The 13,287-nt window shown below is 68.1% G+C and carries 14 protein-coding genes; 7 read left to right on the forward strand and 7 right to left on the reverse strand.

Features of this window, described 5'->3' with window-relative positions; genetic code table 11:
- A partial coding sequence (locus ACCD11_RS25085) for a LysR family transcriptional regulator (protein ID WP_413315892.1) occupies positions 1–969 on the reverse strand: 969 nt, incomplete at its 3' end.
- 48 nt (positions 970–1,017) lie between these two features.
- Here ACCD11_RS25085 and ACCD11_RS25090 point away from each other — a divergent pair.
- Positions 1,018–1,542 (forward strand): N-acetyltransferase family protein, encoded by a 525-nt coding sequence (locus ACCD11_RS25090; protein ID WP_413315894.1) that lies wholly within the window; start codon positions 1,018–1,020, stop codon positions 1,540–1,542.
- A gap of 50 nt (positions 1,543–1,592) precedes the next feature.
- On the opposite strand, the gene ACCD11_RS25095 is transcribed toward ACCD11_RS25090, so the two are convergent.
- From ACCD11_RS25095 to ACCD11_RS25105, 3 genes are all read right to left on the reverse strand, one after another.
- Positions 1,593–2,861 (reverse strand): AI-2E family transporter, encoded by a 1,269-nt coding sequence (locus ACCD11_RS25095; RefSeq protein ID WP_413315896.1) that lies wholly within the window; start codon positions 2,859–2,861, stop codon positions 1,593–1,595.
- On the reverse strand, positions 2,858–3,607 hold the full coding sequence (locus ACCD11_RS25100; RefSeq protein ID WP_007830445.1) for a LytR/AlgR family response regulator transcription factor: 750 nt from the start codon (positions 3,605–3,607) through the stop codon (positions 2,858–2,860). Before ACCD11_RS25100 ends, ACCD11_RS25095 begins: the two co-directional genes overlap by 4 nt.
- Positions 3,608–3,698: 91 nt before the next feature.
- Positions 3,699–4,697, reverse strand: a complete 999-nt coding sequence (locus tag ACCD11_RS25105; RefSeq protein ID WP_413315898.1) for a sensor histidine kinase — start codon at positions 4,695–4,697, stop codon at positions 3,699–3,701.
- Between ACCD11_RS25105 and ACCD11_RS25110 the strand changes: the two genes are divergently transcribed.
- The 3 genes from ACCD11_RS25110 to ACCD11_RS25120 all read left to right on the forward strand — a co-directional run bounded on the left by ACCD11_RS25110 (position 4,642) and on the right by ACCD11_RS25120 (position 7,830).
- The gene (locus ACCD11_RS25110) at positions 4,642–4,797 is read left to right on the forward strand and encodes a hypothetical protein (protein ID WP_235507842.1); all 156 of its coding nucleotides are present in this window, start codon (positions 4,642–4,644) and stop codon (positions 4,795–4,797) included. The genes ACCD11_RS25105 and ACCD11_RS25110 overlap by 56 nt on opposite strands.
- Positions 4,798–4,828: 31 nt before the next feature.
- Positions 4,829–6,226 carry an argininosuccinate lyase gene (gene argH, locus ACCD11_RS25115; RefSeq protein ID WP_413315899.1) on the forward strand — a complete coding sequence of 466 codons (1,398 nt, stop codon included), beginning with the start codon at positions 4,829–4,831 and terminating at the stop codon, positions 6,224–6,226.
- Between the two features lie 134 nt (positions 6,227–6,360).
- Positions 6,361–7,830: a rhomboid family intramembrane serine protease gene (locus ACCD11_RS25120; protein WP_413315900.1), complete on the forward strand. Its 1,470-nt coding sequence runs from the start codon at positions 6,361–6,363 to the stop codon at positions 7,828–7,830.
- Positions 7,831–7,843: 13 nt separating this feature from the next.
- Here the strand turns inward: ACCD11_RS25120 and ACCD11_RS25125 are convergent, their stop codons facing one another.
- Both ACCD11_RS25125 and ACCD11_RS25130 read right to left on the reverse strand, forming a co-directional pair.
- Positions 7,844–9,154, reverse strand: coding sequence for a hypothetical protein (locus ACCD11_RS25125; RefSeq protein WP_413315902.1), 1,311 nt, complete (start codon positions 9,152–9,154; stop codon positions 7,844–7,846).
- A 39-nt stretch (positions 9,155–9,193) separates the two neighbouring features.
- Complete coding sequence (locus tag ACCD11_RS25130; RefSeq protein WP_007830440.1) at positions 9,194–9,733, reverse strand: hypothetical protein; 540 nt, start codon at positions 9,731–9,733, stop codon at positions 9,194–9,196.
- Between the two features lie 142 nt (positions 9,734–9,875).
- On the opposite strand from ACCD11_RS25130, the gene ACCD11_RS25135 reads away from it, so the two are divergent.
- From ACCD11_RS25135 to ACCD11_RS25145, 3 genes are read left to right on the forward strand one after another with little or no spacing between them, the layout of a single operon-like run.
- The gene (locus ACCD11_RS25135; RefSeq protein ID WP_413315904.1) at positions 9,876–10,469 is read left to right on the forward strand and encodes an RNA polymerase sigma factor; all 594 of its coding nucleotides are present in this window, start codon (positions 9,876–9,878) and stop codon (positions 10,467–10,469) included.
- 31 nt (positions 10,470–10,500) lie between these two features.
- A complete protein-coding gene (locus tag ACCD11_RS25140; protein WP_413315906.1) occupies positions 10,501–11,250 on the forward strand; it encodes an anti-sigma factor domain-containing protein in 750 nt (249 codons plus the stop codon).
- A gap of 28 nt (positions 11,251–11,278) precedes the next feature.
- Positions 11,279–12,010, forward strand: a complete 732-nt coding sequence (locus ACCD11_RS25145) for an SGNH/GDSL hydrolase family protein (RefSeq protein ID WP_413315929.1) — start codon at positions 11,279–11,281, stop codon at positions 12,008–12,010.
- Between the two features lie 106 nt (positions 12,011–12,116).
- Here ACCD11_RS25145 and opgC read toward each other — a convergent pair whose 3' ends face one another.
- Positions 12,117–13,259: an OpgC domain-containing protein gene (gene opgC / locus ACCD11_RS25150; protein WP_413315907.1), complete on the reverse strand. Its 1,143-nt coding sequence runs from the start codon at positions 13,257–13,259 to the stop codon at positions 12,117–12,119.
- Positions 13,260–13,287: the final 28 nt, after the last annotated feature.

A 13,287-nucleotide genomic window follows, 5' to 3' on the forward strand; every position in this document is an offset into this window, starting at 1 on the left:
CCTGCATTTCCTGCCGGCCGTGCTGCGCGGCCTGCGCGATCGGTTTCCGGAACTCGGCGTGGTGGTGAGCACCGGCAACACGGAAGACCACGCGCGCAAGGCCTTGCTGACGGGCTTGTCCCGCCGCATCACCACGGCCAGCGTGCGGTGCATGCGGGGATTCAACCGGCTGGTCTTCAGCTCGGGATGGGCGCCGCGGCCCGCCATCGACATGCCGGGCACGATGGCGTGGCCCAGCCCCGCGGCCACCATTTCCTTCATCGCCTCGACGCTGCCCAGCTCCATCACGGGCTGCGGATGCAGGCCCTGCGCGGCGAACCAGCGGTCGACCAGCTTGCGCGTGTTGGCGGCAGGCTCGAACAGCACCAGCGGCAACGCGCCAAGGTCACCCGGCGCCACCCTCGCCTTGAGCGGCGCGAAGTCCGCCCGACCGATCGCGACGAACTCGTCGTCGAGCACCGGCATCACCGCCAGCGAACGCCTCGCCACCGGCAGCGTGACCAGCGCGAGGTCGAGGCTGTTCTCTTCCACCTTGCGCGCCTGGTCTTCCGTGTTGCCGGTGCTCACCACCACGCCGAGTTCCGGAAACCGTTCGCGCAGGCCGCGCAGCACGGCCGGCAGGAAATGCAGGCAGGCCGTGGCGCCCGTGCCCAGCCGCACCCGGCCCGCAATGCCGCTCGCATGGTCGGCCAGCGCATCGATCGCGTTCTCCACCGCGGCGTCGATGTGCGGCATGTGGCGCAGCAACTCCATGCCCGCGGGCGTGGCCTTCGCGCGCTTGCCGACACGCTCGACAAGCCGCACCGCCAGGCGACGTTCCAGTTGGCGGACCTGCAGGCTCACGGCCGGCTGCGAGAGCCCGAGCCGCTCGGCGGCCGCCGAAAAGCTGCCCGTTTCGATCACCAGCCCGAAGGACCTGAGCTGGTCGAGGTTCAGCGATTTATCCAAAGTATTTCTCATGCCTTGCATATCTCGGCGAAGCTTCACTTATCGAATGTGGGTCGTCAAGATCGGGGCATGCCATCACAACCCATCGCTTCCACCACCGTTGAAATCCTCGACGCCGAACCGCACCACATGGCCGCCGTGCAGGCCATCTACAGCCACTACGTGCTGCACGACCTCTGCTCCTTCGAGGAGGATGTGCCCACCGTCGAGCTGATGCAGGCGCGACGTGCCGACGTAACCGCTCGCGGCCTGCCCTACCTCGTGGCGACGATCGGCGGCGAAGTGGCCGGCTATGCCTATGCCACGGCCTACCGCGCCCGCTCCGCCTACCGCCATACGGTGGAAGACTCGATCTACGTCGCGCACGGCGTGCACGGCCGCGGCATCGGCAAGGCGCTGCTGCACGAAGTGATCCGCCGCTGCACTGACAGCGGCTTCACGCAGATGGTGGCGGTCGTCGGCAACAGCGCGAACATGGGCTCGCAGCGGCTGCACGAAAAGCTGGGCTTCGATCGGGTCGGCGTGCTGCGCGACGTCGGCTTCAAGTTCGGGCAGTGGGTGGACACCGTGTTGATGCAGCGCGCCCTGCGCTGAGCGACACGACGGCGCCCGGGAGCGGCTGGCTTGCGCTGCTGTGCGCAGCCCTACTCCCCCAGCAGCTCTCCGACCGGCTGCAGGTCCTCGACCCGGTCGCAGATCGACTTGATCACCATCGTGATCGGAATCCCCAGCAGCAGCCCCCAGATACCCCAGAGCCAGCCCCAGAAGATCACCCCGACGAACACCGCCACCGGGTTCATGCGGCTGGTGCGGCTGGTAAGCCAGGGCATGAGCAGGTTGCCGACCAGCGTGTGGATGACCAGCGAGATGCCGGCCACCAGCAGGCCCATCTGCAGCGTGTTGAACTGCAGGAAGGCCACGAGTCCGGCCGCCGAAAGCACGATCACCGAGCCGATGTAGGGAATGAGGTTGGTGACCGCCGCGAGGATGCCCCAGACGGCAGCGTTCTCGAGGCCGATGGCCCAGAACGAGAGGCCGGTGGCGAGGCCGACCAGCGCACTCGTGAAGATCTGCACCAGCAGATAGCGCTCGATGTTGCGCGTGATGTCATCGAGCACATGCACGGTGACTTTCTTCTTCTGCAGGCTCGGCCCCGTGATCTTGATCAGCTTGCGCCGGAAGGTGTCGCCCGAGCACAGCGCGAAGTAGGTGAGAAAGGCCACCAGCGTGAGCTGCCCCATGGCGCCGAGCAGCCCGACGGTGCCGCTCAGCAGGTAGTCGCGCACATTGAAGTTGGGCCGTTCGACGATGACGCGCGCCACGCCCTTGCGCGCCGCCACGCGGGCCGAGTTTTCCTCGGCGGCGCGTTCGAGCTGGGCGGCGGCCTGCTGCACGCTTTCGAGCGGCGTCGCGCTGGCGTTCCTGTCCCTGCGCATCGCCTGCCCGAGCTTCTGCGCGGCGACCGGCAGTGCATCGAGCAGCTGCGAGGCATTGCCCGAGAGCGAGTAGCCAGTCCAGCCCACTCCGCCGAACACGCCCGCGAGGATCAGCGCCGCGCCGATCCAGCGCGGCAGCTTCCAGCGATACAGGCGCTCGACCAGCGGCGACAGCGCATAGGCCAGCAGCAGGCTCAGCATCAGCGGAATGAAGACCGCCTTCGCCCACTGCAGCGTGAAGACCGTGGCCAGCACCGCGAGCAGCACCAGGGAGGCGCTGCGCACGTCGATCGGCATGTCCAGCACCAGGCGTTCGCGCCCGGTCGGCGCGGGCTGCGCGAGCAGTTCCTCCGGCGAAGGTTCGGGCGGGGGTTCGGACGCGGCCCCGGATGCAGGCGCGGCAGCCGGAGGCTCCGCGGAGGCTTCGGCGGGTGCGGGCTTTTCTTCGGAGGCCGGGGTCTTCTGCTCGTCGTTCATCGCGTTTCCTTCAGCACTTCGCGCACCGCGGCAAGTTGGCGGCGCGACACGGCCACGGGTTCGGGAATGGCGTCGAGCCGCAGCGCCCAGCCTTCGGCATCCTCGCCATCGTCGTACTTTTCCAAAGCGCGGATGGCCCAGCGCGCCACCAGCGCATTGCGGTGCACGCGCAGGAAGCGGTTCGGATAGCGCTCCTCGAACTCGTTGAGCGAACCGTCGAGGATGTGACTGCGCGTGGCGGTGCGCACGGTGAGGTACTTGTATTCGGACTTGAGGTAGAGCACCTCCGACAGCGGCACGCGTTCGGCGCGGCCACGGTCCTGGATCAGCACCGTCTCGGGTACCTGGGCCTCGGCCTGCAGTGCACGGCGCTCCTTCAGGAAGCGCTCGGCCTTCTGCAGCGCCTGCTGCAGGCGCTCGGCGCGCACGGGCTTGGTCAGGTAGTCGACCGCATCGAGATCGAAGGCCGTCACCGCATGGCTCGCATGCGCGGTCACGAACACCACGGCCGGCGCGTCGGGCCGGCTGCGCAGTGCGCGCGCCACCTCGATGCCGTCGACGCCGGGCATGTGCACGTCGAGCAGCACCAGGTCGAGCGCCAGCGCAGCAAGATGCCGCTGCGCTTCGGCGCCCTGCGAGGCCTCGGCCACCACGTCGGCGGCAGGCGAGGTGCAGTCGCGCAGCAGCGTGCGCATGCGCGAACGCGCCAGGGCTTCGTCGTCGACGATCAGTGTCCTGAGGGTCATGCAGTCTCTCTTCTTCTCTTTCGGTGAAGACCGCGGAACCGGCTTTGCCGGGCCGCAGGTATTGCCCCCGGCAGGGGGCGAGCCTGATCCGTCATGATTCGGCGGGAATGGCGATGCGAACCCGGTAATTTTTCTGGTCCATGCCGGCGCTGAACTGCATCTGCATGTCGTGCAGCAGCCGCAAACGGTCGCGCACGTTGGCCAGCGCAATGCCGTGGCCGCGCGGCAGCGGCTCGTCGGCCCAGCGCAGCGGCGGCAGGCTGTTGACCACCTCGATCACCACCATGCCGCCGCGCCGCTCGGTACGGATGCGCACCTTGGCGCCCTCGGGGCTGGGCTCCACGCCGTGCTTGATGGCGTTCTCGACCAACGGCTGCAGCAGCAGCGGCGGCAGGCGCGCGTTGCTGGCGGCGGCATCCAGGTCCCAGCGGATGCGCAGGCGGTCGCCGAAGCGCACCTGCTCGATGGCGAGGTAGCGCTCGGCCAGCGCGATCTCGTCGGCCAGCGTGCCCGATTCGCCCGGGTCGGCCAGCGCCTGGCGGAACAGCTCGGCCAGGTCTTCGAGCATGGTCTCGGCCTTGGCCGGCTCCTCGCGCACCAGCGCGATGGCGCTGTTGAGCGTGTTGAACAGGAAATGCGGGCGGATGCGCGACTGCAGCTCTTCGATCCGGGCCGTCATCGCCGCGGGCGTCTGGCCGCGCGCGCGCAGCACCATCGCGGCCATCACCAGCGCCGAGAACAGGGTGCCGGCCAGGGCGCTGGCCAGCCAGGGCGCGGTGGAGAGCACGCCCGTGAGGCGCAACAGGCCGCAGCCATACAGCGCCGACACCGCGCCAAGCACGGCGCCGGCCGTGTACTGCCATTGCTTCGGCAGGCGCTGCAGCGGCTTCTTGAGCCCGCAGGCGCTCACCAGCCACAGCAGCGTGGCAGGCAGGGCCCCGCCCGTGACCGTGGCCGCCTGCACCAGCCATTCGCCGGGCGTGGACGCCACGAACAGGGTCGCAATCGCCACCACCACCTCGACGAACACCACGGTGCGCAGCACCACCCCGATCTGGCAGGCGTCGAAGATGGACGGACTGCCGCGCAAGGGCGCGCGCGCCCTTTCGGGCGATGGCGGGGGCGTGGTTGTGGAGCTGGCCGATAAAATCGCCGGGTTGCGCATCGCAGACATCAGTTACATCGGGTGACCAACCCATTATTGCCTCCTGGACGGCTCCCATGACCCAAAACCAACTCGACAAGAAATCCGAAGCCTGGTCGGCCCTGTTCTCCGAACCGATGAGCGACCTGGTGAAGCGCTACACCTCCAGCGTCTTCTTCGACAAGCGCCTGTGGCAGGCCGACATCCAGGGCTCGCTCGCCCACGCCGGCATGCTGGCTGCGCAGGGCATCATCGGCGTGCAGGACCACGCCGCGATCGAACGCGGGATGGCGCAGATTCGCGCCGAGATCGAATCCGGCGCCTTCGAGTGGAAGCTCGACCTCGAAGACGTGCACCTGAACATCGAGGCCCGCCTGACCCAGCTGGTCGGCGACGCCGGCAAGCGCCTGCACACCGGCCGCAGCCGCAACGACCAGGTCGCCACCGACGTGCGCCTGTGGCTGCGCGGCGAGATCGACCTCATCGGCGACCTGCTGGTCGAGCTGCAGAAGGCGCTGGTGGACATCGCCGAGAAAAACGTCGACGTGATCCTGCCGGGTTTCACCCACCTGCAGGTGGCGCAGCCGGTGAGCTTCGGCCACCACATGCTGGCGTACGTGGAAATGTTCAGCCGCGACGCCGAACGCATGGCCGAGGTGCGCCGGCGCGTCAACCGCCTGCCGCTGGGCGCCGCCGCATTGGCCGGCACCAGCTACCCGCTGGACCGCGAGCTGGTCGCCAAGACGCTGGGCATGGACGGCGTCTGCCAGAACAGCCTGGACGCCGTGAGCGACCGCGACTTCGCCATCGAATTCACCGCTGCGGCCAGCCTGTGCATGGTGCACGTGAGCCGCATGAGTGAAGAGCTGATCCTGTGGATGAGCCAGAACTTCGGCTTCATCAACATCGCCGACCGCTTCACCACGGGCTCGTCGATCATGCCGCAGAAGAAGAACCCCGACGTGCCCGAGCTGGCGCGCGGCAAGACCGGCCGCGTGGTCGGCCACCTGATGGCGCTCATCACGCTGATGAAGGGCCAACCGCTGGCCTACAACAAGGACAACCAGGAAGACAAGGAGCCGCTGTTCGACACCGTCGACACGCTCAAGGACACACTGCGCATCTTCGCCGAGATGATTGGCGGCATCACCGTGAAGCCCGAGGCGATGGAAGCCGCCGCGCTGCGCGGCTACGCCACCGCCACCGACCTGGCCGACTACCTCGTGAAGAAGGGCCTGCCCTTCCGCGACGCGCACGAAACCGTGGCCCATGCCGTGAAGGCCGCCACCTCGCACAAGGTCGACCTGGCCGAACTGCCGCTGTCCGTGCTGCAGCAGTTCAACCCGAGCATCGAAAAGGACGTGTACGACGTGCTGAGCCTGCGCGGCTCGCTGAACGCGCGCAACATCCTGGGTGGCACCGCGCCCGCGCAGGTGAAGGCGCAGGTAGTCCGCCACCGCGCCCGCCTCGGCTAGAAATGTCGGCCCCCCGGCTTTTCACTCGCTGCACTCGTGTAACTCCACCCCCCAAGGGGGAGGCGCGGCCCGCCTTGGGGCGGCCCGGCGGCAGCCGCCCGTAAGCGGCCAACCCAACAATTGGGAAACGCACCGTGTTCTACGCCATACCGCTCGAGAACAAACCGAGCTGGCGCAATCCACCGTGGATGACGGTGCTGCTGATCCTCGTGAACATGATCGTGTGGTGGGGGCCGCAGCGCAGCGAGGAGAACGCACGCGAGCGCGCCGCCCACTACTACGTGAACAGCGTGCTGCCCGAACTCGAGCTGCCGCCTTTCGTGGAATGGCTCGAAAAGACGGACCCCAAGCGCGGCAAGCTGGCTCGCCGGATGCTGCCGCACGAGGAAACCTATCCGCAGCTTCTTGAAAGCCTGCAGAACGACAGGAAGTTCCTGGCGAAGCTGCAAGCCGACGGGATCATCACGCCCACCAACCCGCAGTACGGCGAATGGAAGCGGGACCGCCAGCAGTACGAGGCCATGCTGCCCGCGCCCTTCACCGCGCGCTGGTCGCAGGACTACACCAAGGACGCCGAGTTCAAGCCCTGGACCTGGATCACCGCCGCCTTCCTGCATGGCAGCACCGGCCACCTGCTGGGCAACATGCTGTTCCTGTTCCTGTTCGGCTTCTCGGTCGAGCTGGCGCTCGGACGCGGCACCTACCTGAGCTTCTATCTGCTGGGCGCCGTCGGCGCCTCGGCGCTGGCCGGCTGGGCTTATGCCGGCAAGGACGGCTATGGGCTGGGCGCCTCGGGCGCCATCTCGGCGTTGATGGGCATGTACGCGGTGATGTACCGGCTCAAGCGCATCCGCTTCTTCTACCAGCTGTTCTTCTATTTCAACTACGTCACCGCGCCGGCCTTGCTGCTGCTGCCGGCATGGATCGTCAACGAGCTGATGCAGCATTGGCTGGGCGGCCAGGGCATCGCCTACATGGCCCACCTGGGCGGCCTGCTGACCGGTGCAGCATTGATGACCGGCGCGCTGCTGCTGCGACGGGTGCAGGCGCCGGAGACGGCCGCCGCACCCGAGCCCGACCGCTTCGGCGAGCATGTGGCCGCGGCCCAGAAGTTCGGCGCCGCGATGAAGTTCGACAAGGCGTGTGGCGAATGGCGCGCCGCCGCCGCGCTGCGCCCCGGCGACAGCGACACGCTGCGCGCCTGGTTCAACACCGCGCGGCTGCAGCCCGCGAGCGACGACTTCCACCAGGCCGCCCGCCGCATCTTCCGCCTGCCCGCCACCGACGAGGGCACGATGGCACTGCAGCACGCCAGCTACAAGACCTATCTCGACCAGGCCAAGCCCGGCGCACGGCTGAAGCCCGAGGACATGGCCCGGCTCGCGCGCCGCTTTGCCCGCATCCGCCAGTTCGAAGACACCGACAAGCTCTGCCGCATCCTGCTGAAGACGGCGCCCGACCATCCGGAACTGGCCGACACGCTGTCGGCCTGTGCAAACGGGTTGCTGCATGCGGGCGAGCGCGACAAGGCGATCGGCCTGCTGCCGCACCTGCTGCGCCTCGCGCCGAACGACATGGTGACGCGCGCACTGCAGAGCGCCTGAGGAGCCTGAAGAACTAGGCGGCCGCCGCCGGCCGCAGCAGCCAGCGCACTTCCTGCGTCTGCTCGCTGTCGGGGTAGCGCGACTCCATCGTCGCCAGGATGGGCTGCGCCATGTCCGAGCGCCCCAGCCCCTGCACCAGCGCACGCGCCGCCAGCTCGTAGGCCTGCGGAATCGCCTCGTGGCCGCGAAAACGCTTGTCGAAGCCCGACAGCAGCGCCAGCGTGGCGTGCGCGTCGCCGCTGCGCCATTCGGCGCGTGCCATCGCGACCACCATCGCCGCGTCGTCGAGCGCGAAGGCCTTGTCCTTCTCCTTGCAGGCCTTGAAGACCTTGAGCGCCTCCGAGGCGAGGTCGCGCCGCATCAGCAGAGGAATGAAACGCCGCGCCTGGTCGAGCATGGTGTCCTTCTTCTCGGGCATCAGCGCCAGCACGCGGTGGTAGCGGCGCTGCGCCGCAAGGTCGTCGGACGCGGCCGTGCGCTGGGCCTCGTAGGCCGTGCCCAGCGCGGCCGCGAGATCGCCCTCGGTGACCAGGTGGGCCACCTCGGCGTCGATGCGCTGCGCCGCGATCTGCTCGGGCGTGCGGCGGTCGACCGGGGAGCCGTCGCCCAGTTCGCTGCCCGGCACCGCGTCGAAACCGAAGGCGTCGTGGTGCTGGAACATCACGTAGCCCAGCAGGCACGCCATGACCCAGCCGAAGTAGATGAACGCGAAGTTGACGACCGGCAGCGCGATGCGCCCGTCGAACATCGGCAGCAGCAGCGACAGCGCCACCTGCGCGCCCGTGCTCAGCAGGAACAGGAAGAAGCACAGCAGCGCATACGGCCAGCCGATGGTGCGCATTGCGTCCATCACGTGGCCGGGGTTCATCGCCTGGAAGAAGCTGGCCGACTGCACCAGCACGATCACCGCCGCCGGGAAGGTGAAGGACATGACGAACAGCCCCACCGTGCCCAGGATCGGCGCATACCAGGCAAGCCAGCCGATCAGGAAGGCCTGCACCAGCGTGATCGCGCACAGCTTCCACGGCAGGTAGGTCCAGTCGTCGCTCGATTCGCGGCCGAAGTCGGCCGAATCGCGAATGCCGCGCGCGCCCAGCGCGATGATCTTGAAGCCGTATCGGCTGGCCGCCAGCATGATGCCGACCTCGATGACGAAGAGCGCCAGCGCATCCGGCAGGAAGAAGATCGCGTCGAAGAGCAGGCTGCAGAAAGACAGCAGCAGGCCATAGGCCAGCGGCCGCATCTGGAACGGGAACGCGAAGAAGCTGTTCAGCCGGCGCCAGAACGGCGGTGGCGGCGGCAGCGAATCCTTGACGGCGATCATGGCAATTCCTCCTGTTTTTCTTCTTGTGCCTGTATCCGCTTACTTGCGGAAGAACTCGCTCTGGCTCATGGCGCCGGCACCGCCGATGCGCATCACCGTGACCTCGTCGGCATGAACGAGGCGCATCTGGCCGAGCTCGCGTTCCAGGCGCTGGGTGAAGCTGGTCTTGTATTGCAGCAGCGACTCGCCCATCTTCAGCACATTGGTGCCCGTGACGGTCGCGCTCTTGCGGTCGGTGGCCACCTCGATGGTGTCGATGTGGTAGTCGTACTCGATGGTGAGGATGCCGCCCATGCGCTCGCCGACCCTGCTGAAGGTCTCGAAGGCCTCGCGGTTCGCCTGGCAGGCCTCGTCGCGGTTGTGGGAGCGCTCCACCGTTTTCCCCATCATGGTGGTCTTGCTCTCGATCCGGGCCTTGCGGCTGAGCTGCTTGCACAGCATCTCGGCGTCGCGCGAGTAGATGGCGTGGGCTTCCTTCTGGTAGAAGTCGCGCACCATCGATTCATCAAGCTTGCGGCCGCCGATAAAGAAATACCACGCGCCCACGCAGAGCGCGATCACGATCGCAATTTGCTTCATTTCTTCCCGCCCGCGCCTGCGCGCATCCCTCTTGATTTTGCGGGGCAGTATACGTTGCCGAATGTTTCCTGGAGGCGTCGAAACGAGTTCGTGCCCCTGAATCCGGCCGCCCGGGCGCCCCGTATACCGGGCATGTGCATCGATGCCCGACAATCCCCGAATGCCAGCACCCAGCCCCGACGCCGAACTGATGGCACTGATCGACCGGATCGGCCGTCGCGACGAAGCCGCCCTGCGCCAGCTGTACGACCGCACCTCACCCAAGCTGATGGGCCTCGCGATGCGCGTGGTGCGGCAGCGCGAATGGGCCGAGGACGTGCTCCAGGAAGCCTTCCTGACTGTCTGGCGAGTCGCCGGCGACTATCGCGCCTCGCTCAGCCCTCCGCTCGCGTGGCTCGGGTTGATCGTGCGCAGCCGGGCGCTCGACCTGCTGCGTCGCCGCGCCGCCGACCGCACCCGGTTGACCCAGGAATTCGACGAACTCATGGCCGACCAGTTCGAATCGGATGCGCCCAACCCCGCCGACACCGCCGATGCCAGCGAGCAGGCCTGGGCGCTGCACCAGTGCCTGAGCCAGCTCGAGGGCCGCCAGCGCGAGGTGGTCAGCCTGGCCTACCTGCGCGAAATGAGCCACGGCGAACTGGCCGAGCAGCTCAGGCTGCCGCTGGGCACGGTCAAGACATGGATCCGGCGCGGGCTGGAAAGGCTGCGCATCTGCATGGGGCGCTTTGCGTGAGAGCGATGGCGAAGAAGAAGGCGGCCCTCCCATGAATCTCCTCGCACACCCCGAGCTGCTCGAACTGCTGGCCGCGAACCACGCGCTCGGCACGCTGCGCGGCGGCGCCCGCCGCCGCTTCGAGACCCTGGCCCGCGAACAGGCGCCGGTGCGCGCCGCCGCGCTGGTGTGGCAGAGCCGGCTCGCGGGCATGACCGAAACGCAGCCCCCGGTCGTGCCCGACCCGGCCGTGTGGACCCGCATCCGCAACACGATCGACGCCGAGCAGTCCGCGCTCGCCATCGAACGCCAGCGCAATGCCGCCGCCGGCAAGCCGCAGTCGCAAGGCGGCTGGCTGCGCAGCCTCGCGCTGTGGCGCGGCGCCACGGCCGCCGGCGTATTGGCCACGGTGCTGGCCGTGGTGGTCGGGCTGAACCTGCGCGACCAGCTGCAGAACGCCCCGGCGGTGCAGTACGTGGCCGTGCTGAACGACGACAAGGCCGCGCCCTCGATGCTCGTCACCTTCGATCCGAAGAAGAAGCAGCTGGTGCTGCAGCGCGTGGGCGGCTTCGACGAGGGCAACGACAAGTCGCTGCAGCTCTGGGCCCTGCCCCCGGGCGGCGCGCCTCGTTCGCTGGGCGTGCTCGACAAGGCGCCCGCGCTGCGGCTGGCTGCGTCAGAATCCGACGTGCGCGTGCCGGCCCTGGCGATCAGTCTCGAACCGAAGGGCGGCGTGCCCAGCGAGGGCGGCCCGACCGGCCCGGTGCTCTTCCATGGCGCCCTCATTGAAAAAACCATCTGACCTGTTTGCCGTCCTTCCGATGCCTTCGATGAAAACCGCGCTGGCCGCGGTCGCGCTGCTGACTGCGGCACTCGCCTCGCATGCCCAGTCCGCCTTCTTTCCCCAGGAATCGGAGACCGCCGCCGCCGAGGCCGCGTCCGCGCGCGATTACCTCGCCGCCAAGGAGCGCTGGCACAACGAACTCGCGGCCTTCGCGCGCGCCGACCAGGAGCGTTTTCCGGCGCCCGGCGGCGTGGTGTTCGTCGGCAGCTCCACGGTGCGTATGTGGACCCGCCTCGCGCAAGATTTCTCGCGCGTGCCCGGCGGCGTGGTCAACCGCGGCTTTGGCGGCTCGACGCTGGCCGACTGCAGCTTGTTCGCGCGCGACCTCGTGGTGCGCTACAAGCCGCGCCAGGTGATGGTCTATGCGGGCGACAACGACCTGGCCGAGGGCCGCACCCCGCTGCAGGTGCTCGACAGCTTCGCGCGCTTCGCCAACGCGGTGCGCGCAGAGCTGCCCGACACGCGCATCAGCTTCATCTCGGTCAAGCCCAGCCCGTCGCGCGAGCAGCTGATGCCGCAGATCCGCGAGACCAACCACGTGATCTCGGCCTACCTGAACCTGCTGCCCAACAGCGAGTTCATCGACGTCTACACGCCGATGCTGGGCGCCGACGGGCGGCCGCGCGCGGAGCTGTTCCGGGGCGACAGGCTGCACATGACGGACGAAGGCTACCGGCTGTGGCATTCGATCATTGCGCCGCACCTGCCGAATCCTTGACTCCCCCCCAGGCTTCGCGCACTTCGTGTCGCGCGCGCCTTCCCCCTACCGGGGGCAACACCAGTGGCCCGGCAAAGCCGGTTCCACGGTGTTCCTGGAAAAGACCTCAGGCGGGCGCGGTCTCCGACGGCATGTCGTCCGCCGGCGGCGGCACATCAGCCCCGCGCGTGAAGCGGGCCACGAAGTACATCCCCGAGAACACCGCCAGCAGCAGCAGGCCGTCGCCCCACCACGGCCGCGCCATCTGGTTGTCGCCGTAGAAGGCCAGCACCAGCAGCACCGCCACGAGGTGCGCGCAGAACACCGGCAGCGAGGCGGAACCCATCGCCTCCAGCCAGCGCAGCCGCGGAATGCGGCGCATCAGCCACGGCCCGAAGCGCACTGCCAGGATGCACAGCGCCACGAGGTTCACCAGCCGCAGCGGGCCGAGTTGCCATTTGTCGAACAGCAGGTTCAGCTCGACGTCGCCGCCGAACGGCGCCTGGCCGTTGATGCCGGTGTGGCGCCAGTAGACCCCGTAGAGCGCAATGCCCGCCGCAAGCATCAGCAGCCACCACGGAAAACGCAGGGGCCGGGCTTCCGGCCCGCTGCGCGTGGCGCCGATGCACAGACCCGCGAACCACAGGAACTGCCACGCATAGGTGTTGAACGCGCCCATCTCATGGAACGGCACCGGCACGTCCAGGTAGCGCACAGCCAATGCATAGATCCATTCGCTGACCCCGAACTGCGCCGCCGCCCACACGGTCGCGCTCGCCACCATCACCCCCGTCCAGCCGTGGCGCATGGCAAAGGCCAGCACCCAGGGGCTCATGAGCATGAAGAAGATGTACATCGGCAGGATGTCGAGCAGCGCCGGCTCGTAGATCAGCAGCAGCCCGAACAGGAAGCCGTCGCGCGGCTCCGCCAGGTAATACGACACCAGGTTCTTCACCGCCGGCTGGTCGATGTGCAACCCCACCGCCGCGATCACCGTGAACAGGAACAGCAGGATCGCCGCCTGGCACAGGTAGACCTTCACCACGCGCCGCCAGAAGGCCTGGCGCATCGAGTCGACGCCGCGCAGGTAGCCGATGCGGCTGTACACCAGCCCGGCCACGAAGGCCGACAGCAGCACGAAGCCCTCGGCGGCCGAGACGAAGCCGAAAGGCTGACCCAGCGGATCGGTCAAGCGGGTGGGCAGATGGGTGACGGTCATCAGCACGAGCATCAGCCCGCGCAAGGCGTCTATTTCCCAGTAGCGTTTCATCGGTCGGCGGCGAGGTCTTGGTGGCGGT

Origin of the sequence: Variovorax sp. Varisp36, assembly GCF_047304235.1 — a bacterium.
GTDB lineage: Bacteria > Pseudomonadota > Gammaproteobacteria > Burkholderiales > Burkholderiaceae_C > Variovorax.